This window comes from Paenibacillus sp. J31R34 (genome assembly GCF_059383715.1).
This window is the reverse complement of record NZ_JBXENU010000003.1, coordinates 283704-308609: the sequence shown is the minus strand read 5'-3', so window position 1 is coordinate 308609 and position 24906 is coordinate 283704. Positions and strand designations below refer to the sequence as shown.

The window sequence follows — 24906 nt, the reverse complement described above, 5'->3', positions numbered from 1 at the left end:
CTCTTCTTGACTATACGCATTAACGTACCATATAATAATTTCAAATTCGGTACTCATATGCGTATCACTTGGGAGTTTTAACAGTTGGCAAGGGGATCGTTTGTGTAAGGAGCCTCCCTATTCCGCTTATCTAAAGGGGCTCCTAATCGTTTATTTTATAACCTTAACGTTTCAAATAACGCTCATAGGCGGCTTGCTGAATTTCCAGCGCTCTTTCAATGCCCAGCTCCTTCATTTGCTGAACGTATTTATCGTAGCTGTCGGCAGACTCATTGCCTAAAATAATTTTCAGCTCCGCTTCTTTAACCAAAGCGTTAATATCGCTCATAATGCTGCTCATTTCATCCGCTTCCTCAGCCGTAGGCGTCACCGGCGGCAGCAGATGGCTCTCATGATTCGTATTTTTCCAGATGCCCAGTGCTTCCGTCGTCTGCTTATACTTCGTTGGCAGATTACTATCCTGCTGAATCATGGGGAAGTTGGTGCCATGCGAATATTGCAGCATCACCTGGTCGCTGGCGAGTCCATTCGGGTTGTTGACGACCAAATCCGTATAGACAGGCTTGCCGTTGTCCAGCTTATACGTGACCCCTTCCAGACCATAGATGTTCAGCATGCTTCCTTCAGTGGAATAGGCGTAATCCAGCCAACGGATGGCTGCTTCTACATTTGCCGCAGTAGCGGCAATCGCTGCCGAGCTCGTACCTGCATAAGCATTGTCCAGCTGACCGAACTCTGGTAGCTCCCCTTTTGCCGCTGCTGGATAAGGGACGGCAACGAAGTTCGCCTTCGGATCTGTCTCCTGAGCCGCAGCATTGTATTTTTCAATGTAAAACTGCCAGCCAATCGTTGCTCCGCTGCTGCCAGAGGACATCTTTTTATCAACAGTTGCCGCATCGATGGAAGCAAAATCCTTGTCAATAAGCCCTTCCTTGTACCACTGGCTCATCGTTCTTAAATATTCTTTATATTGCGGCTCGACATAGCCGTACGTCACTTTTCCATCATTGACATAGAAATTGCCCATTACGCCAAACGCGCCGGCAAAACCGCCCGTGCGCTCGCCCAGAAACATCGTCCGGAACGTAACAGGTGAGCTGGCGTTTTTCTTATCTTTAAACGCTGTCAATACGGTATGCCATTCATCGATTGTTTCTGGGATATCCAAGTTCAGCTCGTCTAGCCAATCTTTGCGGATAATAGGTCCGCCATATACACGGCCAGTATCTGAACGAATGAAGGGGAAAGCATAATACGTGCCATCATCCGTCTTAATCATTTTATCGATGTCCGGATTTTCCTGAAGCACTTTCTTCAGATTTGGCGCATATTGATCCATTAAATCGTTCAGCTTTAAAATATACCCCTGTTCCACCGCCCGGTCAGGTCCGCCGGGATATTGCAGCCACGTATTTAGAAAAATATCAGGAAGCTCTCCCGAGGTCAGCAGCAGGCTGAACTTTTGATCCGTCATCGGCGTTCCGCCCAAATGCTTGATTTTAACACCGGTCCGCTTCTCGTATTCTTCATCAATCGGCTTTACTTCTGGCGAACTGCCAAGCTGCTCATCCATAAAAGAAAGCTCGACATTCCCCTGCATAGGATAAGAAAACACGCCTCCTATTTGATTATTGACATTATGATTAACAGCACTCTCATTATTGCCGTTTGAATTCGAATGGCTGCAGCCAGTTGCCAGCATGATGAAACTCAGTAGAAAAAGGACAGGCTTGCCTACCGTTTTTTTGCTGAACCATTTTGCCAATATAAAGACCTCCGTTTGCATGTATGTATGTTTCAGCTCCGCTAAACTTGTAGATTTTTATATTTGCCCGGTGTAATTCCCTCATATTTCTTGAATACACGAATGAAGGCGCTGCTGCTGGAAAAGCCCGATTTGGCTGAAGTCTCTTCTATGCTGGCTCCTTGCTGAAGCAGCAATTTCGCCTTTGAAGTACGCGTTTGGCTGATGAAGTCATGCAAGCCGACCTCCATCTGCTCTTTAAACAATCGTGATACGTATTGCGGGGTAATGCCGAACTCGGCCCCAATCATCGATACGCTGAGATTGCTATCATCAAAGTTTTTTTCTACGTACTCCGCCACCTGTTCTCCAATTCCCGTATTGGATAGCAAAGCTAGCTTTTCATTGATTTTATCGCACACCATTTGCAAAATTTGCAGCAGCTCCTGCCGGAACTCCCCTCTCGTTGTACAGGCGAGCAGGCGTTTCATCGGGCGCGATTCTTCCCATATTTGTGCATGCTGGGCTTCAAGCGGGACGGATTTCATCATGGAGCTCGCCAAATCGATCATCGCACATTTGACCATTTCAATGGAGGATTGGCTGCTGAACACCTGGTTCAAAATCCCGTCTACCTTCTCGGTCGCTTTTTCCAGATCCCCCGTCTTAATAATGTTGATAAATGCAAGCTCATCATTGATTGACAAATAATATTCTGCTTCCAGCGGCTCAATATCTCCATACCAGATCGACACATTTTCTTCCGAAAATAATCGGTACTCTTGGGCTTCCAGCGCTTGCAGATAGGCATGGTGTATGCCGGCTACACCTAACTCCTGCTCGCTCCCCGCCATAAAAATTTGCAAGCGGTAGCGCTTATCGGTAAATTCCAGCGTTTTCACCAAAGCCTGCTCCATATCCTCTTTCCAGACGGAAATTCGCTCAGGGTGAATGTTAATAACCGCAGCAAGCATGCCGTCCATATCGGTAAAGCTTAGGCTATGAAATTCCTGGGCAACATCGAGCATAATATTGGATACGATAAAATGGGATAAATTCATCGACGTCACACTTGCATCGTCTGGCCCAATATCGAAGAGCAGCACGGCAAAATGCTCCGAACTCCAATTCAAATGATAACGTCCCGCCGCCTCTTGGGCAGACAAGCCCTCCTCTGCCTGCCCTTTGAGCAGCCTTGTTAAATAGTAGGCCTGCAGCACCCGAAGCTGCTTGTATTCACGGCTGCTCATATCATCCCGTTCGCGAATCGTCGCCAGCGCATTTTCCCTAATAAACGAAAACTCGTCTGCCCGCCACATGCTGCGCTCCTGCTTGGAGTAGGAAAAAACATTGACCAGCTCGCGAACAGGATTATAATTTCGGCGGGCAACATCATAAATGACGACCCCGCCAATTAAAAAACAGACCAGCAAGCCAAGCAAATTCAAATTGCGAATTTCCCTCGCTTTTTCCCAAAAGGTATCTGAAGGGAAAACGCTTACATATTTCCATTCAGACGTATCCGAGGCAATATAGGAAACCATATTTTCCGTGCCGGCAATAGTCAAAAGGGAAGAATCCGCTGCTTCATCGTCTGTCTCCACCATAGAAAAAATCGACGGACTTTCTATTTTATTATTTTGAAACATAATTTGGTTCGCTTGATCGACGATGTAGACGTCCCCATTGTTTACCCAATCGACATTCGCCAGCATTTTTTGCACGGTACTGCTATTTAAAGCGATGAATAGAACGCCTCGCGTTGTGTTCTTTTCCTTTATACTCGCTAATGGCTTAATTAACAATACCATATTTCCTACCCGTTTAAATTGGATAAAAGGCCTCAGCTTCCCCGATTGCATAATCGGCGTGTCCAAAATTTGCTGCCATTCCTGCTCGCTGATGTTAAGCTGCTGGCGGTTCATCTCATAAAATAAGGCCGAATCCGCGTAGGTTTCATCTGTAAGCATCGTACCCAGCTTCCCGGAATACAAATAGATCCCTTTTATAAAATGGTTAGCGGATTTATATTTGCTCAGCTCCTGTTGTATTTTAAAAATTTGAAAGGACTCCTTCTGCTCCGAGTCCGGATTCATGTTCAGAAAGGAATTCACGTCATTATGAATAGACAGCAGCATAGCCAGCTTTTCCGCTTGGCTAATTTCACTGTCCACCATATATTTAACCTGTTTGAGCATCGCACCGCTAGCTCGCTGAATTTCATACTCTACTACCTTTTTCGTTTGGGTGTACACGACAGCGCTAATTATCAATGGGATGAGCATGATGATGGCATAGGAAATAATCCACCTAAACGCAATGCTTTTGCTAAAAACAAACTTCTGCTGTTTCATACTTTGCCTCCGCAAGTTGAGCCCTCTTACCGCAAGCGTAAACGGCTGTCGCCGTCCTTTAATGGCGTGGCGCGTTTCAGTCCCAGAAATATAGAGAAAGGATGGAGTAGCATATCCTTTCCTATATTTCAAGGTGAAACGGCTGTCGCCGTCCTTTAACGGCGCGGCGCGTTTCAGTCCCAGAAATATAGAGAAAGGATGGAGAAGCATATCCTTTCCTATATTTTAAAAAACCTGCTCTGCCCTAATAGGAACTTCATAAAGTTCCCCTAGTAGCAAAGCAGTATTTGAAAGTCGTGAACTATTCACTTTGTTAGAACACTCGGAATACAGGGTCATCTGCCAAAAAATAAACCGGAAGCTTCGGATACTTCTCCGTTAGCCATTCAGCTAAATATTCCATCCCCGGCGCTTCGCTCTCGGCATGCCCGAGCATAATTAAAGCTTTGCTGTGCCCTTGGTGCAGCGCATCCCTTATATATTCTGGCGTTTCCCACTCAGGCCCTTCGCCAGCTATAATCAAATCCACATTTTCTTGCTGGAGCAAGGGAATCGCCAAGCTTCCGCCCCCACTGTACCCTACCAAAACCCCTATACGTTTGCACAGCATTGTGGATTCCCCTGCGACCCGCACATAGGGAATGTGCAGCCTGCTCTTCAAATATTCAGCTACATCTCCCAGCTGCATGGCTGGTATGTCCACAATGGCCCCTACTGTTTGCATTTCGGAAGCGACCCAACCGAGCTTACGCAACAATCCAATCATGATAGGGTCCGGCTGGTAGCGATGCATATAATCATGAAAGCGAAAAATGCCGACATCTGCTTGTTCAATAGCAGCCGCTTTGGCCTCAACAACAGCATCGTTGCGAATCCAATCTCCGGCCTTATGGTGGCTATAAAAAATCCCCTCGTGCGATACGATTAAATTGGCGCCCAAAGCGGATGCCCGCTCAATAATAAATTGCGAGGCTGTAAAGGCTGTAACAATCCCTGTGACTACGGTATGCTCTTGACCAAAGAGCAATCTATCAACGGTAGAAGCAGGAACCTCTAGGCCTGCTTTCAAATCTTTCATCACATGTCCAATGGTAATGTTCATCGCGGCCACCTTTCATGCAGAATTAGCATAACGGAAAATGCCGTACAAATCAATTTCATTCGCAACCGAGCATTTAGGTTAATATATTTTGCGGTGATGCTCATCTTCTATGCCGCTTTTGCGCCAGAAGTACGTATTGATTTGATCCCGCCATTCCTCAGCATGCCGAGCCTGCTCCCGCAAACGCTCCTCTACCTGCAAGTACAGCCCTTCCTCTAACTGCCCCTCTAGGGTGCTCCAAGCTGCCCGCAATTGCGCCGCCCGCTCCACCCCTTCAAAATGAGTATCATATATATGCTGAATGACCGTCTTTCCGGAATGAAGGACATGTGTATACGGAACATGATGAAAAAATAGCAGCAGCTCATCCGGACAATGCTCCAGCGAATTATAGACTTCCGCATTCGCCCCCATATATTGCGCACTGTATCCGGTTCCGGTCTGCACCGTGCGGTCAACGCCTAATCCTTTGTTGTCTGCAAAATGATACGTTCCCCACGGCGAATATTCATAACCATCGACGTTAGGACCGTAATGATGGTTCGGATTGACCATCCAGCCAATGCCAAGCGGTGCGGTATACGACTCATAAATGCTCCACGAATCCATCAGCAGTCCGCGAGCGACATCATGAACGGCTGTATCCAAAGTTAGGGTCAGCTGTATCCACTCACTCGCAATTTGTTCTGCCGTTAAATCCGGGTTCCATGCCAGCCTTCCGTAGCCATATAAATTAGCTTGAGCCAGCAAATGCCCACTCCAGTTTGAGTCTGCTCCTACATTAGTGACGGCTGCCATCCCGTTTATCGGGTTGCCCCACAAGGAGCCGTCCACTACACGCTTGACCGGAGCCTGCTTACCACCTGCATACGTATTAAACTCCAAAATTTCCTTCCATTGAGGAACAAGATAACACAGATGCCGCTGCTGCCCTGTATACTCCTGTGTAATTTGAAATTCAATGAGCTGATTCGTATGTGCAAGCGCGCCAAAGAGCGGCGATACAGGCTCTCTGACCTGAAAATCAAGCGGACCGTTCTTAATTTGCAGCACGACATTATCGTTAAATTTTCCATCCAGTGGTTTAAAATGGTCATACGCCGCCCGCGCACGGTCGGTCGTGCGGTCACGCCAATCCTGCTTGCAGTTGTAAACAAAGCAGCGCCAAATGACGATGCCGCCATGCGGCTCCAGCGCCTGCGCCAGCATATTGGCTCCCTCTGCATGGTCGCGGTCATACGTAAAGGGACCCGGGCGATTTTCAGAATCGGCTTTGACCAGAAAACCGCCAAAATCCGGTATGGCTGCGTAAATTTCCGAAGTTTTATTGCTCCACCAGGCTTGCACATTCTGATCCAGCGGATCAGCCGTCGCAAGCCCGCCGATCTGAATCGGGCTCGCGAAATTGATGCTGAGGTACAAGCGAATGCCGTAAACTCGAAAAATATCAGCGAGCTTCGCCACTTGCGGCAGGTAGGTCGGCGTAATAAACAGCGTCTCCTCCTGATGAACATTGACATTGTTAATCGCAATCGCATTAATGCCAACCGAAGCCATCATTCTGGCGTAATCGCGCAGCCGCTCCTGATCCTCCGTAAAACGATTATTTTGATATAAAAAAGAGCTTCCGGCATAACCACGCTCAATGCTGCCGTCGAAATTATCCCAATGATTAATCATCCGCAGTCCGTTTACCGGAGCGCTGACGAGATCAAGCTCATCGATTGCCGCGCCTGTGCCTATAAGTCTCAGCAAATGAAATACGCCATAAAGCACACCTGCTGGAGATGCAGCACCGATTGCTAGACAGGAATGAGCAAAACTCGTGCGAATAATGAACCCTTCCGCTTTTGCGGCCTGAATATCTTTTTCGCGAAACAAGCTTGGATAGCGCACATTTAAGGAATCAAACGTTCCGAGCGAGATATAACGCTGCCCCTGCTCGGCAACGGCTGACACGGAATGGCCCAGCATAGCTTCTAGGCCGAGCTTTAGTTCAGCCGCCGCAGCCTGAATCGTTTCCTGTTCTTCCAAGGAAACGATTGCGCCGCCCCACTGCCGATACTGCTCCAATTGCGCACCTGGCAAAGCCTTGTTATAGCTTAGCCAAGCATGATAGCCGCTTTCCGCTGACTTATGTTTCCTCTCAGTCTCATTCATCTTTTTAGCACCTCGCCTTATTGTTTGAATTTGCGTTAGCTGCTTTTGACAAGCGAATAGTCAGCCGACTTTTCATATAGCCACAAAATGGCGGTCACGCCGCGGGGGTAATATTTGCTGCCTACAATTTGACCGGACAACACCTGGTCGCTCCAGCACCAATAGGACAATTCAGGATGCAGCAGCCAATCGACATGAGCCGAATCGGCAAGCTGACCGCTCTCCTCCCACGGCATATCCATAATTTCCCTTGCAATAAATTGACATAAATAAATTTTGCTAAGCCATGAATTATTGCTTGTGGAAGATAATTTCCACGCTCCGTCGTCAAATAGGCATACGCCAGGCACAAGCACCGTTTTCAAATGAAGGTGAAGACTGCTCAAATAGTCTGCAAATCTGCCATTTGGATCAAGGGCCTCCTTGCAGCCCGTAAACAGTGGAAAGACCAGCCCTTCAATCGCAGGAATGATGCGCGAGTGATTATTTTCACCGATAATAGCCGGTATATAGCCTTCTTCTGTCAAAGCAGCTGTAATGGACGCCGCACATTTATCTGCTTGACCGCCAGCCTCTGTCGACAATTCTAGCAAGCCTTCTGCTTGGAACAGGCGCTCGAGCGCCACGTAAGCGGCCCAGCATTTTCCCGCCATATAAATATTGTTGCGGGACTGGCCCAAAGAGGTATCCAGACTGTCATAGGTGGAAATTTCGGCCCCGCCCTGCGTACGCGTGCTGTCCAGCGCCATGAGTCCGTTACGCTGCTCCCTTACCGGATGATCCCGGTTCAGCATGCTCTCAAAGCAGGAGCGGATGACCGGCAGCATGTTTGCCGTAAACTCCGCATCCTTCGTTTGCTCTATATATACAAGCGCCGTACAAAGCCAATTGACCAGCTCTTCATGGGACATATAAGAAAAGCAGTCGTCCAGCCCCGCCAGCTCATACGCCGAATATTGCGGACGCGAAAAAACATTCGCCACGCCGACATCATGGGTGAACGTTATACCTCCGGGAAATGGCTCCTGTTCACCAGGAAACGTCACCTGATCCTCGTAGCTGTACCTTTCTACGAACAGCTCCAATTCGTTTCTTACCGTCCAAGGATTCATGATCAATTCAAAAAACAGCTGATCCACCGTTAAATCCAGCGTATTCATCATCCGATATTCGCCTTCATTCACGATCCATAGCGCTTTGCCGTCATGGTCCAGCATTTGGGTGCTTCCGTAATAGCTGTGAATAGCGTGCGAGAGCATAAACTTTTGATCGACCGAAAGCTTGGAATCATTAATCCATTGATCTGCATGCTGACAAGAGAGAGTCAGCTCCTGAAAATGCTCCAAGGCGTACGCAGCCACGCTGTTGATATTTTTAAAATAACGGGTGTATGCATAGGAGGCTTCAATGCCTGTTGTGACAATGCCATCGCGATAGAAGCAAATCGCAAACTTGTACGTGCGCGTCTCGCCCGGCGGCACCTCCATTAGAATGGCTCCGGTTCCGCCCAAGCCAAATGCATAGTTATGCTCATAGCGCTCATCCAAAATTTTCTCCATCGTAAATCCCAGCGCACTCTGAACATCGTCCGCATCGCAAGCGATAGCGGTCAAGCGGCCTTGCCCGATGCCTTCAAATTGCCCTCCGCTCGTATCGCCCAGTCTGCGCATCGCACTGTAGGGATCACTGCCTTCATACCCAATAAAGCCTCTTCTGGAGGTGGATCCTTTGCTGTTGTCCAGCGTCAATTCAGCGAACACAGCCGGAACGATCGCTTGCTTCAGCTCCTCTGGGCTGGCTGTTGCCGGATCTGGTACCGAGCGGACAGGAGAATAAATACGCAGCATTACATCACCCGCCTGCCATGTATCTGTACCTGCGCCGAGCGTTCGCGAAATTTGATCGTCATTAAATGCTCTCAGCTTAGCTGTCGCCTGCTGATCCTTATCGCTTGGCTCTACTTTTTCCACATCATATCTGGAGCTTTCGTCGGCGGCCGCTTCAAAAAACGGCAAGGCCTCATAAACGCTTCCATCTCTTGCCTGCATCCCTATATATATGTTCTGATCGGCTGGCTTCCCTAGCTCTGAGGCAAGTCCGCCCTTCTTTCCCTTGAAGCCCAAGGTGAAGCTCGAAAAAGCTCCGATGGGAGAGTGCTGAACATTATAAAATTTATTTTGATTAGCCAATGTTATTACCCCTTCCTAACCGTTATCTAAAATAAAAATAAAGCGTTTGCATGATTTATTTTCATCCTAGCACGTCGGGTTGAGCCGAAGCCATTGTCAAATCGATCAATTATTTACCCAAATCGGGCTAAATGCGCTATACTCGTAGTTAAGCATAGCATGGAAATTTGCGAGGAATGGAACGGAGGCGTTGCATGATGGCAGCCACTTTTATACCGCCTATACTGGGGCAATGCATTAGCGAAGCTATTGTTCCCGATGTCAAAACAACGATAAACCTGTTTGGCATGCATTTGCGCAAAGTAAGCGGACAATGGGATTACCCGGTGCATACCCATCCCCAATATGAAATCAATTACGTGCTTGAGGGCGAGCAATTGTTTATCGTCAATGACCGTCCTTATATCCAGCAGGCTGGGGCCCTCATGTTCCTTCAGCCAGGCGCCTCTCACGCCAGCAAAAGCGGGAACGGCAAACCGTTCACTTATTTTTGCCTGCATTTTGACATCGATGATCGCATGTTTTTATCCTTATTAAGTCGGCTCGATTCTGTCCTTTTTGATACCGACAGCAATGTCGTCCAGCAATTAAGGCCCGCTCTCAACAAAGTTATCGAAATGTCGAGCCAGCTCGCTGAACATTCCGCAGTCAAGCTTACGGAACGGATGCGGCTTCAATCCGCTGTTTTTGAGCTGTTCGGCCAGCTCTGGGAAGCCCTTTCTGCGGAAGCTGACCTCCACTCTTCCGTCTCCTATGAAAAAGTCCAGCTGGCTCATCAAATTCGCGACAAGCTGCAGGGACTTATCTACCAGCAATTCAAGCAGGATGCTACTGCAGTTAACCAGCATTACGGCATTGACGACATTGCGGCCGAGCTTGGCATCAGTGTCTCCCACTGCAACCGCGTGTTTAGGAAGGTTTTTGAAATATCGCCGCGCGTGTTTCTCTCCAAGGAGATGCTGCATGAGGCGAAGGTGCTGCTTAATGATCCACAAATGTCAATCAGCCAAATTTCCGCGATTCTCGGCTACCGCGATATTTCGCATTTTAGCCGGCAGTTCAAGCGCTGGCATGGTGCTTCGCCGAGTGAGTATCGACGTTCGAATGACGAAAATAATAGGACAGCGGCAGCCATGGATGAGATCGAATCCTAGACCGTTATTTTTCATCATCCAGCGCCCAAAGAATAGCTTTTTCGAGGTAAACATTCCAAAAGTCCCATGTATGGGCACCAGGGCTTTCCGTATACGAGATTTCAACATTTTCAGAAACCAGAAAGTTATGGAACTTCTGATTGACGTCGAGTAGAAAATCCTCGGTACCGCAAGCCATATAAATACGAGGAATCTCCTCGTTGCTTCGTTTTAGGTTTAAAATCAGCGCTTCCGGATCTTTATCGCTCCCTAGCAGTTGATTTAAGTCGCCGAATACCCGTGTAAAATAGTTGTAATCAGCTACTCCATCCCGATAATCCTCAGCAGCTCCCGCAATTTGATAGGGTAAAATGGCAGAGGAGAACGCCATAATTTTGCTGAAATTCCCGGCATACTTCAAGCCATTGCGGATCGCACCGTAGCCGCCCATGGATAAACCGCCAATAAAGGTATCTTCTCTTCTTGTCGACAAAGGGAACATTTCTCGTGTAAAGGCGACCAGCTCATTGCCGACATATTCTCCGAACAATTCACCTTTGCCCAGGTCATCCACATAAAAATGATTTTCTCCAGATGGCATGAACACCGCGATTTGATGGTTATTGGATAGCTCCCTAATTCTTGTGTAGCTAATCCAGTCCATACAGCTTCCCGAATAACCATTCAATAAATAGAGTGCCTTCATCGGTTTTTTCTCCGCTACCGCTTGACCCGGTATTTCAAACTTGTCTAATGGAATCAGCGCATTAAAAGTGACTTCTCTTCTCAGCGATTTTGAATAAAAATGAACCTGCATCATTGCCATTGTTCATATCCCCAATCTATTTTTATCATCATTACACGTCGTATTCAACGGTAAACCCGCCATCATCCATATAATGAATCACTGACTTACTCGTCCTCAGATTAATAAACAGCGTGCATTGCTTATTATCCTTCTTCCATTCCAAGCAAACTTCATCGTTTGCCGAATCCAACACGTTAAATTCTCCGTTAAAAGCGTCGTACTCATTTCTGAATCTGATGAGCTTTAGCAGCCGCTGAACCACCTCTTGTTCCAGAGAGGCTTCCATTTCTTGAACGGTATAATTATGGCGATTAATTTCACGGCCTTCTCCGGTTCGGAACACGCTTTTAATATCGTTTTCACCCGCCAGCAGTCCAACATAATAAACTTGAGGGATACCTGGCACAAAAAATTGAATCGCTCTTGCTGCTAAATAGGCATCATCATCGCAATTGAGGACCGAATAATACGAGCATCTGATTTGATGGACGTCGAAACCGTCTGCGGCTTTGTGCTCATCCGACAAGATCAAGCTCAGGTTCGAGCCTCTAGCTAAGCATTCATCCACAACTGCCCTCGCCATTTGGGTATCAATCAGATCGTCTAAATCCGGCTTGACGGGAATGCCGTCATGGCAATCCAGCATGGTGAACTGCTTGGCTGGCCTTGATATGAGATAGTGGCGTAGTGGGCTGCTAGTTTTATTTATCAAGGTGTCAAGTACGATGTAGGGCAATATAAAATCATATATCCAGTACCCACGCTCCGTCAGTTTGTATTGAATCGTGTAATGGGAATGGACCTCGGGCAGCAATTCGATGTCAAGCGATTCAGCAAGCTCCATGATCCAATCTAGAAACGCATAGATTTCCGGTTCCACGAAGAAGCAGCTTGTCCCCAGCTTTTTGATCATATATCCGACTGCATCAAGCCTTACAATCTTTATGTTTTGTTTCTTGAAGTTAGTAAAAAACTCGGTTAGCAAAGCTTTTACCTTCAACGAATGAATGTCTAAATCAATTTGCTCAGATGGGTCCGCTTTTCCAAAGGTCGTCCATACTCGCTCTTCTTGGCCGGATTCATGAATGGTAAAGGTAGAGTACGGCAGCGGTCTCCGCAAAAACATTTTATCAATATCTGCTTGTACCGGCTCCCCGTCTTCCCATATCTTATCTAAAGTGATAAACAAATCGGCGTATTGCGAGTTTCTGCCCTTTTCCAGAAAGTCTTGGAAGTATTCAGATTGTCTTGAGATGTGATTGACCATTAAATCTACCAATACATCAAATTCTTCTCCGATGGCTCTGATATCATCCCAGCTCCCGAAGGCAGGATCGATCTCCAGATAGGTTAATGGCGCAAACCCTCTGTCGCCCGATGACGGAAAAGGAGGTAAAATATGAACACCTCCTTTAAAAACGTCGGAGAAATGTTTCGTCAGCATTTGATGAAGCGCTTTCAGATCACCTCCCATTGAATCAGGATATGTAATTAACTGTACTTGATTTTTCACGGCCATATCAAGTTCTCCTATATTGCGTATTGTTGTTTCAATATGTCTAGCTCAGGTAAATCGACGATGGCACCGGTATATTTTAATTTATAGGCACTAACGGCAAACCCGAACGATAATGCCTCTTTTATTGTGTAGCCTTTAACGGCTGCCGCATAAAATCCCGACCAGAAGGCGTCACCCGCCCCCGTCGTATCAACAATCTCTTTAGCAAAGCTGTCAAATCGCATCGTTTCTCTTCCATTGGAGACGATAGCGCCATCCTTGCCTAAGGTCATAATGACAAGTTTAGCTCCCAGCTCCAAAAACTTTGCGATTTGATTCTCATGCGAATCCTTTCCAAACAGTCTTTCCGCATCATCCTCGGACGGCTTGATAATATCGACTTTATGGATGATCGACTTCACATATTGAACCCCATCCTCGCCCTTTTGCCAGATCATAGGGTGGTAGTTGGGATCAAAACCGACCCCAGATCGTCTTCCCCTACCGCCGAAGCGACGATGGAATGGAACCCTAAGCGCTTAACATTCATCGCGATATTAGAAGGTGATCCGCCGAACAGCTTGTGGTAGTTCATATTATTCTCGTTATCGTCATAAGTCTCGGACATCATGTCGATTAACAGCTCTCCAACGGTTAGAACATCATTCTTCTTAGATGGAAACACCAGTTTATCTTGAAAATGAAACAAACGATTTCCTCCTGTCTATGCTAGAAAGTCAAACCGGCATCGTTCAAATTAGGCGATAAAAATGCAGATGTACGCCTTCCTCATGGGGAGATAACGTTCCCACAAATACACAATCGTTCAACCAACGATATTTTTCCCCTGCTACTTCGAAGGTTGGTGTCGTGTAAATATACACTTCCTTCTCAGAGCCTGATTCCTTAACATAACTTTTTCCTTGATTTAATACTGAAATCAGCGTTCCGTCCTCAGCCTGCAGCGTGTAACGGGCCCAAACCTCGCCAGTACCGTCAGCTCTTGATAAGTTCCAATCCGCCCCGCCTGGCACCACTTTCCCCTTGATGCTTGGCCCTGTGAAATAACCTCCGGTAATCGGTACAACCCGGCGTATACCCGCATGCGTCTGTCCGATTTCTAAGTTCGGATCACAATGGACAACAAGCTCCAATGCGAGTTCTAATGATGGTTGCATATTTTTGCACTCCTTCTCTAAGGGTCCTTACCTCTTATAAGTAGATAAAGGGCTCTTCAGCATCGATAAAGGAGACTGGAATACCTTCGACCAAAGGCTGCAGCCACTGCGCCATATGCTTCATGCCGGACTCCTCGCTTCGTTCATGTCCTATTACCAGCATGGCTTTATTAAGACCAAGCATCTTGGCATCATTAACATAGGCACATAGCGTCCATTCCACAATTTCTCCACACACCATCACATCAAGATTTTTATCCCGCATAAGCTCTATCGGCATTTGTTCTCTGCCAAGTCCCAAGCTGCCACCGCCGACGAGTATGCCAATTCTTGAACACGGCATTGCGGGATCGCCCACGATTTGGATGACCGACATATTTAGCTTTTGCTTGAAAAAATCAGCCAGTTCTCCCAGCGTAGTTTGAGCGATCTCGTACGTATGCGGCTGGTTCTTTTCGATCATTTGCTCCTCCCAACCGATATCCTTCAATAGGCCATCATAGATTCGGTCTGTATGTCCCATATGCATATGATCATGAAATCTCCAAATCGCGATCTTGCTATCTTCGATGAGCTGCTTCTTTGCCAAATAAACGGGGTCATGTTCCAGCCAATCGATTTCATCCTTTCCCGTATAGAAGGTGGGCTCGTGGGTAATGATCATGTTTGCGCCTTGCGCAATCGCCTTTCTGATCACCTCGACGGTAGCCATAAAGCTCGTGACAATACCTGTCACTTCCATGTCAGGTTCACCGCTCATTAGTACATCCCCTGATTTTTCCAATTTATGGTCGCCGCAAGTATCGAATATAACTCTGTCAATCACTTCTTGTACCTTCATAGTCTTCTCTCCTTTATTTGTCCTTTGACTTTCCTTTATCTATCCTTTTACTGCTCCAATTACGACGCCTTTAGTCAAATACTTCTGAAGGAAGGGAAGGACAACTAAAATCGGCAAAATACCAATAACAGCCATTGCCATCCGAACTGCCGTGCTTGGAAGCTCTACGGCGCCGGCACCAATCATACTGCTCGCCTGGTCAGACTTTAAAAATTGAATATTGTTCATTAACTGAATCAAAAGATTTTGAACGCCATAGTATTGAGGCTTCGTTATATAATACAAGGCATTGATCCAATCATTCCAGTACGTCAAGGCTGTAAACAAACCGATTGTCACCAAAACCGGAATGGATAATGGAAGCATAATTCTGTAAAAGGTTTTCAGCTCGGAAGCGCCGTCGATTTGTGCCGATTCGATTAAATCCACAGGCACATTATTTTTATAATAGTTGCGAACGAGCAGAACGTTAAAACCGCTTATCAGATAGCTAGGCACGATTAACGCCCACATTGAATCCTTAATATGAAAAAATTTCGTCCACATCATATAACTAGGGACTACTCCCCCGCTAAACAGCATTGTGAAAAAGACAATAAAGGCCAAAACATTATGAAGCTTAAAGTCTCTTCTTGCCATCGGATAGGCAAGCATGGCGGTCAGAATCGTGCTGACCGCGGTCCCGACGATGGTGACGAAGAAGGATACACCGTAGGCTCTCACAAAAGTTGAAGCGGTTGTGTACATGTACACATAGGCATCCAGGCTCCATTTTTCAGGAAAGTAGCTGTATCCGTTGCTGATCAAGGCCGACTCTTCCGTAAAAGAAGCCACGAAAATTAAAATAAAGGGTAAAAAAGCCGCTAAGGTGATCAAAGACATAACGATGGCTGAGAAATGGGCAAAGGTCCGTTCCCCTCTTGTTTGTATCAACGTAGTTACCCCCTAAAATAAAGCATTGTCAGCATTTACTTTTCTGACAATCGCATTCACAATCAACACAAGAATGAAACCAACTAACGACTGATAGAGGCCGGCTGCTGCGGACATTCCAATATCATTTAATTGAATGAGAGCACGGTACACATACGTATCGATCGTCTGTGTGGTGCTGTACAAGGCGCCTGCATTCATCGGCACTTGATAGAACAAGCCAAAATCAGAATTAAAGATTCTCCCAACCGAAAGGAGTCCTAGTATAATGATCGTCGGTTTCAGCAAAGGCAGCGTTATATTGAAAATTTGCTTCAGTTTGCCTGCGCCATCGATTTTCGCAGCTTCATAAATGCTCTTATCGATGCCAGCGATAAATGCAAAATAAACGATTGAGCCATAGCCCGCAGATTTCCACAATTGAATGATAACTAATATATAGGGCCAATATTTGGCCTCCGAATACCAGCTGATTTCCGGAAGTCCCAACGGACGCAAAATGGAAAGATTAATAAATCCGCTATCCGAATTAAGAAAAGCAAATACGAGATAAGACAGCACCACCATAGATATCAGATTCGGGAGTACTAGACCGGACTGGAAAAACTTGGAGTATACCTTCGTTAACAGCTCAGACATGAGCAAAGCTATAAAAACCGAACAGATCGTGCCTAAAACAATAAAAGCTACGTTATATAAAATCGTATTTCTTGTCATGATGAAGGCATCGCTTGTATTAAAGAGAAACTTAAAATTATCGAACCCAACCCAATCGCTGCCAAATATCCCTTTCGTAAAATCTACTTCTTTGAACCCAATAAAGATTCCCAGCATCGGAATATAATTATTAATGAGCAAATAAAGCAGACCTGGAGCCGCAAGCAGCAGCAGCGGCATCATCTTTTTTAATTCCCGGCGTTTTGCAACCGTAGCATTCATCAACATGTCTCCTTTTGTCTAAGGTGGAGCTTGCACCAGGCTATAAGCTCCACCTTGGACATCTTACTTGTTTTATTGCTTCTTGTTCGCCAGCCAAGCGTCAAGCTGCTCCTGCTTCGCCTTGATAATGGCTTCCGCTCCAGCATTGTTCAGCGCTTCTGTGAATTTTGGTATCGTCGTTTCTGGGTCAAGCGATCCGGTAACCAACCCAGGAAGATATTGATTGACGACATTGTTAATAGAGGTCATTTGCGTTTTCACACTGTTTTGGTCGAAAATAAATCCAAAATACGGAGATCTTTCCGTCTCTTTATTTTCTTTCAGCTTCAGCTCAATATCTGACCAATCTGCACCCTCAAGCTGATACTGAAGAGACTCCGAACCAACAATTCCGGAACTCAAATACGCGGTGTAAGCAACCGTAGAAGCATTTTTGCCTTCCGGGAACTTGACATGATGCTCATCAATCTTCACATAATCCTCGCCTTCGATGCCATACAGCAGCGTGTTAATAAGTTCAGCATCCGTATATAATAAGTTTAAAAACTTCATGGAAGCATCTGGAACTTTACTCCTGCTAGAGACCATCCAAACAACAGCATTGACTGCAATCGTATCGAAATAGAAGGGTGCAATGCGTTTTGTCTCCAGATTCTTTCCCGTTTGTGCGCTAAGCGCTTGTGCAAGAGCCATGCCGCTATACCCTCCCATAAAGGCGAACCCGCGGCCTGAGGATATGATTTCAGAAAATGGACTTGAAGCGGTTGCCGCATCCTTCTGCAAGTACCCTTTGTTGTACCAGTCTCTCATCATTGAAGCGCCAGCTTTAAATTCATCCGTTTCGTAAAAATTCCGCACCTTGCCGTCATTTCCGATGACGACACCGACACCCGTACTGTCCGTCAGAAAGTCGACTTTATGGGTTCCCCTTAACAGCCTCACCAAGCCCGTATCACTAGGGCTGACATTGATGGGTCCGAAAGGAACGACATCTGGAAGCTTTTCTTTCAAGGCATCAAATACCGCCGGCAGATCCTTTACCGATTGGATATCGTCAGCGGACACACCAATTTCCGACATCATATCGGAGTTGTAGACCAAATTAGTTGGAAGCGCCATCCCTTTATTTGCGGGAATCCCATAAATTTGACCATCAATCGTTGTAGCTTCAAGGAGATCATCACCGAAATCCTTATCTAGAATTCCTTTCATTTCTTTCCCATATTGCTGCAGAAGATCATTCATCGGATATAGCTGCTTTTTCGATGCAAAATTCGCGAACTGCTCGAAGCCCGTAAAGATGTCCAACTGCTCACCGCTTTGCAGCGCCAGGTTTACTTTCTGGCTATAATCAGCTGGTCCATACAATTTCAATTCAACCTCTACATTAATCTTTTCCTTCGTAATCTTATTAATAGCGTCCGTTACGCGGCTCAGATCGTCAGGAATTCGGTTAAACGACGGGAGTGCGAATACCACTTTTTCAATCTTTCCAGCAGCCTCTTTAGTCGTTTCGTTCGCGGATTCTGTGCCGCACGCGGTTAACGACGAACCGATTAAGGTTACGGACAAAAGCAGTGCAGTGATTCCCCTCTTTGTGCTCATTTGTTCTGCCTCCATTCGAATAATGAATCTCCTTTATCTTAACTTCAATCCGCTTTCAAAACTTTAATAAATCCGTGCTCTTTTTTAAAAAATAAGCACTCTGCTTCGTATTTGAATCCCGATCTATCTTCTTTACTCGATAAAAAAACAGCAACCTCGCCACCTCTTCTGGGTAACCTAGTTGCCGTTGATTATTTTTTCAGATGTTAAACCTTCAGTACGTTATATTTAGCCCGAAACGCATTCGGAGTGTCGCCTGTGACTTTTTTAAATACAGTGGAGAAATAGGACAGACTGTCAAATCCCGTTTGGGTTGCAATATGGCTAATACTTTCCTTACTATGGATAAGCATTTCTTGCGCAACCTTTACCCGGTACTCATTCAAATACTCCTTGACCGACAAGCCCGTTTCCAGTTTAAAGCGTTTAGCTAAATAGTCCGGCGTTAAAAACACGACTGCCGCTATATCTTCCCGATTTAAATCCTGATCGTAATGCTCTTGGATGAATCTTTTTGCCTTTTCAACGACACCTTCAGAAGCTAGGATCAGCTTTAGAAAATCAATCGTTGTATTCGTTACATAATTTGCCCATTTCATGAATTCAAATACACTGCCATTCGAGCTTTGAGCCAATTGCTGAGCGACCTCATCCGAAAATAATTTATGAGCCTGAATATTGTTTTTATACAGTAGGGCATAGACAACCTGTACGAAATCTTGGTGTATGGCACGTATTGTATTTACATCCAGTTTATTTAGGGACGCAAGCAGCTCTAGTTCCTTTTTCAACAAATGAACGATCTTCACTCTTTCCCCTTGAATAAACAACGTATTCATTAGAGCAACATCGAGCGAATAAGGTTCAGAGTAGGAATGAATAAAACGCTCCTTGCCATCATGAACTTTACCTTTATAAATGATGTTCTTTTTATCCATTTCCTCTAGCCTTATTTTAGCTTCGGCGATTTGGAAAATGGCATTCCCTTCTGCAAGATAGGAAGTAGCCGTGCAGCGGAATAGCTCCCTGCATTGTTTAATGAGTTTATTGCATTTCTCCTTTACCACATCGATGGATTCCAGCTCAGGTATAATTAAAGCGCTGTAAAAAACATCCTCCATTTTGTAAGTGACGATTTGGGAGTGATCGGTCGTCCCAAACCATATATCCGAACATAAGTTATGCAAGGCGTATTTGAACGTGTTATCGTTCCATTCGATCTCCATATCGTTTTTGCTGACGCTGGTAATCACAAGTAGGTAACGTTCCTCTAAATGGAGGTCCAAATCCCTTTTCCCCATTTCGGACTGAATCACATCGAGTCGGGGAGGTATCGTCGCAAACATAATGTCTCTCCAGAAGCCCTGCTCAACGAGATCACGATTTTTCAACCATGCCTGTCCGTATTTGCTGTATGCATTGAGTTCCCTTCTTTGCTTGATCACATCTATCGCCTTTATTAGAGACGTCTCCAGTTTATCTTTATCGAAGGGCTTAATGACATACGCATCCGCATTAAACGAAATGGCTGTGGAGGCAAAATCAAAGCTTTCGTGACAGGTAAAGAAAATAAAGCCGCAGTCGTATTTATGCTCTCTTACCCATTTGATCATATCGAGCCCGCTACCCTTTGGCATTTCAATATCACATATGATAATGTCAGGGATACTCTGTTCAAATAGCAATTTCGCATCGGATATATTGTGTGCGGTTGTGATTTTGGAAATGCCGAATGCATCCCAGTCTACAAAATCGTTCAAGACGTTTACTGTCGGGATATCATCGTCAATTAATAAACATTGCATCTGTTTCATCCCCTTTGTATGAAGTTTACCCTGCGTCTTCCATAGGAAGCACGATTTCCACCTTGGCGCCGGATGGCTGTATATTGGATAGCGTTAGCAGCCTGTCCCGTTTGTATAAAAGTTTTAAGGTTCTTTGGATGTTGCTGATTCCCACTCTTTCCCCCGTTCCGCTTTGCTGCAGCTCCGAAAAATTCACTTCTTCCATCATTTCTTCGGGAAAACCCTCTCCATTATCTTCTATTACGACCCGAAGGAAAGGCTGGCCATTTGTGAGAACGCTATCCACTTTGATAAAAATAGACAGCATTTCTTTATGCGCTAAAGCATGCTTAAACGTGTTCTCCACAAAGGTTTGAATCAAATACTGCGGCAGCGGAAAAGCTTGCAATTCCCGATCGATGTCCGCCATGTAAAATATTTGATTCGGATATCTCATTTCTTGCATCTGGATGTAGTTTTCAACATGCTTCATTTCTTCTTGAATCTGAACCTGAACCAAGCCTCCTCTAAACATGTAACGCAAATGCTCGGATAAATGGCTAATGATCAGTCGTATCTCCTCATTCTTGTTATGGTAGGTGAGGCTTGAAATGGTCGTTATTGCATTCAAGAAAAAATGGGGCCTTATTTGCATCTGCAAATATTTTAATTCCGTTTTATTCCGCTCAAGCTTCTCTTCGTAGGTGTTGATTTTCAACGTCTTAATCTCGCGTATCATCGAGGAGAAGGAATTGGACAACCGTGCAAACTCGATTGAGGAGGCTTTGTTGGAAAACGGATAGTCCCAGTTGCCTTTTTCCACTTCTTTTGCGCCTTTTACAAGCTCTAATATGGGTTGAATCAAATCCTTTGCAAAAAATCTGAAAATAATCGACGTGATGACAACTGCTAACATACTTAAAAAAATAATAAGCCATTGAATCCATTCCAAGCCGTAGAAAACATTTCGACTTGCGACAACGTTCGTTAATCTTCCGAATTCAGGAATCTGCTCGGTAACGAAAAAATGCTTGGAGGTAAAGGTAAGGTTTTGTTTCTCCTTAGAAAGATCGACTGGGTTCGTTGTCGAAAGCATGCGGTCCGACTTATCGGTTAGGTAAAATAAGTTCTGTTCATTTGCATTTTTCTTTATGGCAGACATTAGTGTATCCGTCTTTATGACCGCTCCAAAAATCACATTAGAATAAGTGATTGATTTCAATAAATAAGCAACGCCATTCACTTCGACAGGCATCCACTCTGCCCCGCCCGTTACATTCTTGGCATCAAAGTCATACGCCTTTAGAAAGTCATTCAAAAACAGGCCTTCCTTCGAATACATTCGGTTACTGAAGGAGGCTAATAGAAAGTCCTCATTCGGAACTGAAATAAACAATCCGTCACTTCCACTAGTATTAGACACCTTCGAAGCCAAAATCTCCTGCAGTCTGATCGCTTCAAAATACTTCTGGCTCTCATCCTTTGTTCCAAACGTACTAAAGCTATTAATCTGGGTATCGAACACCTCTAACAAATCCCTAGATGTATTATTCAAGCTATTTTGAATACTGTTAATAAAAATCGCCAACGTGTTCTTGGAGCTTGCAATCTGATTTTTTCGTACGACCTCCAAAGAATAAAAATTACTCAATATAAGGGTTGCTAACAGAATCGTCAGGATCACCGTCATTTGCACAGTAATTTTTCTAATCATACTATGCTGCTTCAACATCTTGCTTCACCGCCCTGTTGATCTTCTGCTTTTTTGCCTACGATTGATTATATACATTATTTCTATTAGATCCTACAACAATTCGTCCAAGAGTAAAGCAAAAGCAGCCCGCCCTTTGAAAAGGGACGGACTGCTTTTGGAGTTGACATTAATCATACCAAATACCGACTACTAGTGAATTTATATTCCCCGTTACCTAGGTAGATAGGTTCCGCATCTTCTAATAGCAGCGTTGCCTTCGTATTAACAGGAATGTGCAGCTTAACTTCTTGTAGCTCTTCATCTTGTTTCCATTCCACTTTTATTGTTCCATGTATGCTCTCATAAGCACCACTTGCAAAATGAAGCCCACATGAAAAATCGGGTTTGATCAAAAGTTGATCGAACGTTGTACCCGTCTGCTCTATGCCAAGAACGCGGCGATAAATAAAATCTCCAACGCAGCCGAAGGCATAATGATTAAATGAACCCTCTCCTACCTTGCCATCCTGTCGGATCGCATCCCATGATTCCCACATCGTCGTCGCTCCATTTTCGATTTCATAGAGCCACGATGGATATTGATTCTGATACAGAAGCTCGTATGCGACATCTTTATGACCGTTGTCATACAAAACGTCCAAGAGGTACGGAACAGACATGAAGCCGGTATCCAAACGATTTCCATTCCATCGAATCCGTTCGACAAGCTTATTTGCCAACAACGGCTTCTTGGCATCTGACACCATTTTCATCTGTAAAGCCAGCACATAATTCCCTTGAAACGAATGTTTCAAGGTTCCATCTTCCGCGATATATTCCTCTTCATAGGCTTGCCTAATTCTTTCGGTTAAACGTTGGTATTCGTTAGCTTTGTCAGCATAGCCAAGTGTAAGACAAATTTGACTGAAAAGTTCAGCGCTATTTGCATACAGGGATGTACTCACTAAATCTTTTGTCAAATAGGCAGACATCGGACCGTCCGCAAAACCTGCTTCATCGACAATGCTTGGTGCCAGCCAATCTCCTAAATGAAATCCGGTATTGATGATGTATTTCTGATTATCTAGCTTTCTTCCTTCCATTTCCGCGGCTTCAGGAGGAAGCTCCGATGCAGTCCTTTCCAAGTGCTTCATCCACTTTTCCATAGCCTCGTAATGATCCGACAATATTCTGTGATCGCCGTAACATTGGTACAAATCCCATGGCAGGGTCACAATTACGTCACCCCAACCGATAGAGCCTGAAAAGTGCATATGCATGTAGCTTCTAAGTTTTGGAACAATATTAAGCACCTGACCATCCGGCAACTGATCCGCTTTAAGATTTCTTATCCATGAATCAAAAAATCCAATGAGATTTTGGTTATAAAGAGCCGTCTTTGCGTAAATGAGTACGTCTCCAGTCCAGCCTGCTTTCTCTCGTGTTGGACAATCGGTAGGAATACCGACCATGTTGGAGCGCTGACTCCAATAGATATTGGACTGAAGCTGATTTAGCTTTTCATTCGAGCAATGAAAGCTGCCGGTAATATCATTATCTGAACTAATGGCAATCGCCTGAAATTGGTCTTTATTCAGCTCGCCGACATATCCTTTGACCCGGACGTAGCGAAATCCATGGTACGTAAATTTCGGTTCAAATACTTCTGTACCCGTGCTGGAACAAATATAAGTATCAGCTTGTTTTCGATGGTCGTTCGAGAAAGGATAGAAGAAGTTTCCATGTTCGTCCAACGTTTCCCCATGTTCGAAGATAACTGCCATTCCCTCGAACCCGGTTATCCTTGCCCTGATATAACCGGCCATATTCTGACCAAAGTCGATAACCGTGTCTCCATTAGGCGTTGTCAGTATGCTTTCCGCATTAATTTCGGCAAATACCCGGATCGGCGAATGGGATTGCGCAAACAGTCGCTTTTTATTAAAATCCTTTACCTGAACGTTTCTCCACGCAGAATCATCAAAGCCTGCAACCGAATATCCGTCCTTTTCCATTCTTGCATCGTATTTAACGCCAGTAAATAAATCGGCGTAGCGATAAGGCCCATCGTACGAAAATCTGAACGTTTCATCTGATTTGATCGTTTCAAATGAGCCATCCTCGAAAGTAATTTCCAGCTGCAATAACAAGCCGAGCGTATTCCCATAATCATTGCCTCGGCCGGTCGCTAATTTACTTTTGTACCAGCCGTCTGCAATCGTTACGCCTAAGGCATTTTCCCCATGAACCATATGGTTAGTAACATCATACGTTTGGTATTTCAGGAGCTTATCGTACGATGTATATTCCGGCGCAAGAAGAGCGTCAGTGATAGCCCTGCCGTTAACTTGAATGTCATAGACCCCATGTGCAGTCATGTATATTCTAGCTTTTTCAACCTTTTTGGAAACGCCAAATGCTTTTCGAATCATGACAGCCGGATGGTACGGCTGTAGTGGAAGGCTTGCCATAACCGCATCCAAATCGACATAATCGGGTTGTTCACCTTTCATCATCTTATCCACGAATGGATACCATATTTCTTCTGCTGTGGTATAAGGGTTATGCTCCAGCGTCTCTAATGGATCGGGTTCCACGAATAAGGCAAGCCAGTCTTCTTCATTGAAAAAAGACGTTTCAAATGTATGCTCTTCCGATTCCGCCTGATGATCAGCGTCGTCCCAAATCAGTATTCGATAACGGTACTCCGTTCTAGAGACCAAGGATTCCCCCTCGTACGGTATGGCAAATGTACGCCCACTTTCAATCCGTCCACTATCCCAGATCACCTTAACTCCATGATGAACGACAATTTGATAAGCTTGTTGGTACGTATTTTGCCTGTCAGAATAAATTTTCCAACCAAAGACAGGCGTTTTTTTATCCAAGCCAATCGGATTTGTTAAATAATCACATTGGACCTGAGAAATAGAAAGCATAGTCTC

The 24906-nt window shown here is 45.2% G+C and carries 16 protein-coding genes and 1 pseudogene; 1 reads left to right on the top strand and 16 read right to left on the bottom strand.

The features are described 5' to 3' along the window. Nucleotides 1-163: 163 nt before the first annotated feature. From AC50YG_RS10725 to AC50YG_RS10705, 5 genes are all read right to left on the bottom strand, one after another. Nucleotides 164-1702 (bottom strand): extracellular solute-binding protein, encoded by a 1539-nt coding sequence (locus tag AC50YG_RS10725; RefSeq protein WP_494827166.1) that lies wholly within the window; start codon nt 1700-1702, stop codon nt 164-166. A 104-nt stretch (nt 1703-1806) separates the two neighbouring features. Beyond that, complete coding sequence (locus AC50YG_RS10720; protein ID WP_494826725.1) at nt 1807-4098, bottom strand: helix-turn-helix domain-containing protein; 2292 nt, start codon at nt 4096-4098, stop codon at nt 1807-1809. A gap of 313 nt (nt 4099-4411) precedes the next feature. Continuing rightward, a complete protein-coding gene (locus tag AC50YG_RS10715) occupies nt 4412-5200 on the bottom strand; it encodes a Nif3-like dinuclear metal center hexameric protein (RefSeq protein ID WP_494826723.1) in 789 nt (262 codons plus the stop codon). A gap of 78 nt (nt 5201-5278) precedes the next feature. Beyond that, the gene (locus AC50YG_RS10710; protein WP_494826721.1) at nt 5279-7360 is read right to left on the bottom strand and encodes an alpha-glucuronidase family glycosyl hydrolase; all 2082 of its coding nucleotides are present in this window, start codon (nt 7358-7360) and stop codon (nt 5279-5281) included. 35 nt (nt 7361-7395) lie between these two features. Continuing rightward, the gene (locus AC50YG_RS10705) at nt 7396-9549 is read right to left on the bottom strand and encodes a glycoside hydrolase family 52 protein (RefSeq protein WP_494826720.1); all 2154 of its coding nucleotides are present in this window, start codon (nt 9547-9549) and stop codon (nt 7396-7398) included. A gap of 197 nt (nt 9550-9746) precedes the next feature. Between AC50YG_RS10705 and AC50YG_RS10700 the strand changes: the two genes are divergently transcribed. Next, complete coding sequence (locus AC50YG_RS10700) at nt 9747-10703, top strand: AraC family transcriptional regulator (protein WP_494827164.1); 957 nt, start codon at nt 9747-9749, stop codon at nt 10701-10703. A 4-nt stretch (nt 10704-10707) separates the two neighbouring features. On the opposite strand, the gene AC50YG_RS10695 is transcribed toward AC50YG_RS10700, so the two are convergent. From AC50YG_RS10695 to AC50YG_RS10645, 11 genes and pseudogenes are all read right to left on the bottom strand, one after another. After that, complete coding sequence (locus tag AC50YG_RS10695) at nt 10708-11508, bottom strand: alpha/beta hydrolase (RefSeq protein WP_494826718.1); 801 nt, start codon at nt 11506-11508, stop codon at nt 10708-10710. A 31-nt stretch (nt 11509-11539) separates the two neighbouring features. Continuing rightward, entirely contained in the window at nt 11540-13009 is a 1470-nt protein-coding gene (gene gtfA, locus AC50YG_RS10690; protein WP_494826716.1) for a sucrose phosphorylase, read from the bottom strand. Between the two features lie 11 nt (nt 13010-13020). Further along, a pseudogene (locus tag AC50YG_RS10685) lies at nt 13021-13697 on the bottom strand (carbohydrate kinase family protein). A 43-nt stretch (nt 13698-13740) separates the two neighbouring features. Beyond that, entirely contained in the window at nt 13741-14166 is a 426-nt protein-coding gene (locus tag AC50YG_RS10680) for a DUF3237 domain-containing protein (protein WP_473759555.1), read from the bottom strand. A 34-nt stretch (nt 14167-14200) separates the two neighbouring features. Then, nucleotides 14201-15007: a Nif3-like dinuclear metal center hexameric protein gene (locus tag AC50YG_RS10675; RefSeq protein WP_494826713.1), complete on the bottom strand. Its 807-nt coding sequence runs from the start codon at nt 15005-15007 to the stop codon at nt 14201-14203. A gap of 39 nt (nt 15008-15046) precedes the next feature. Next, on the bottom strand, nt 15047-15940 hold the full coding sequence (locus AC50YG_RS10670; protein WP_341282252.1) for a carbohydrate ABC transporter permease: 894 nt from the start codon (nt 15938-15940) through the stop codon (nt 15047-15049). Nucleotides 15941-15952: 12 nt separating this feature from the next. Next, entirely contained in the window at nt 15953-16879 is a 927-nt protein-coding gene (locus tag AC50YG_RS10665; RefSeq protein ID WP_341282251.1) for an ABC transporter permease, read from the bottom strand. Nucleotides 16880-16951: 72 nt separating this feature from the next. Beyond that, nucleotides 16952-18484 carry an ABC transporter substrate-binding protein gene (locus AC50YG_RS10660; protein ID WP_494826710.1) on the bottom strand — a complete coding sequence of 511 codons (1533 nt, stop codon included), beginning with the start codon at nt 18482-18484 and terminating at the stop codon, nt 16952-16954. Between the two features lie 206 nt (nt 18485-18690). Then, complete coding sequence (locus AC50YG_RS10655; RefSeq protein ID WP_494826708.1) at nt 18691-20289, bottom strand: response regulator transcription factor; 1599 nt, start codon at nt 20287-20289, stop codon at nt 18691-18693. 25 nt (nt 20290-20314) lie between these two features. Further along, nucleotides 20315-22000, bottom strand: coding sequence for a sensor histidine kinase (locus AC50YG_RS10650; protein ID WP_494826706.1), 1686 nt, complete (start codon nt 21998-22000; stop codon nt 20315-20317). Between the two features lie 152 nt (nt 22001-22152). Then, nucleotides 22153-24900, bottom strand: a complete 2748-nt coding sequence (locus AC50YG_RS10645) for an alpha-L-rhamnosidase (RefSeq protein ID WP_494826704.1) — start codon at nt 24898-24900, stop codon at nt 22153-22155. Between the last annotated feature and the right edge of the window lie 6 nt (nt 24901-24906).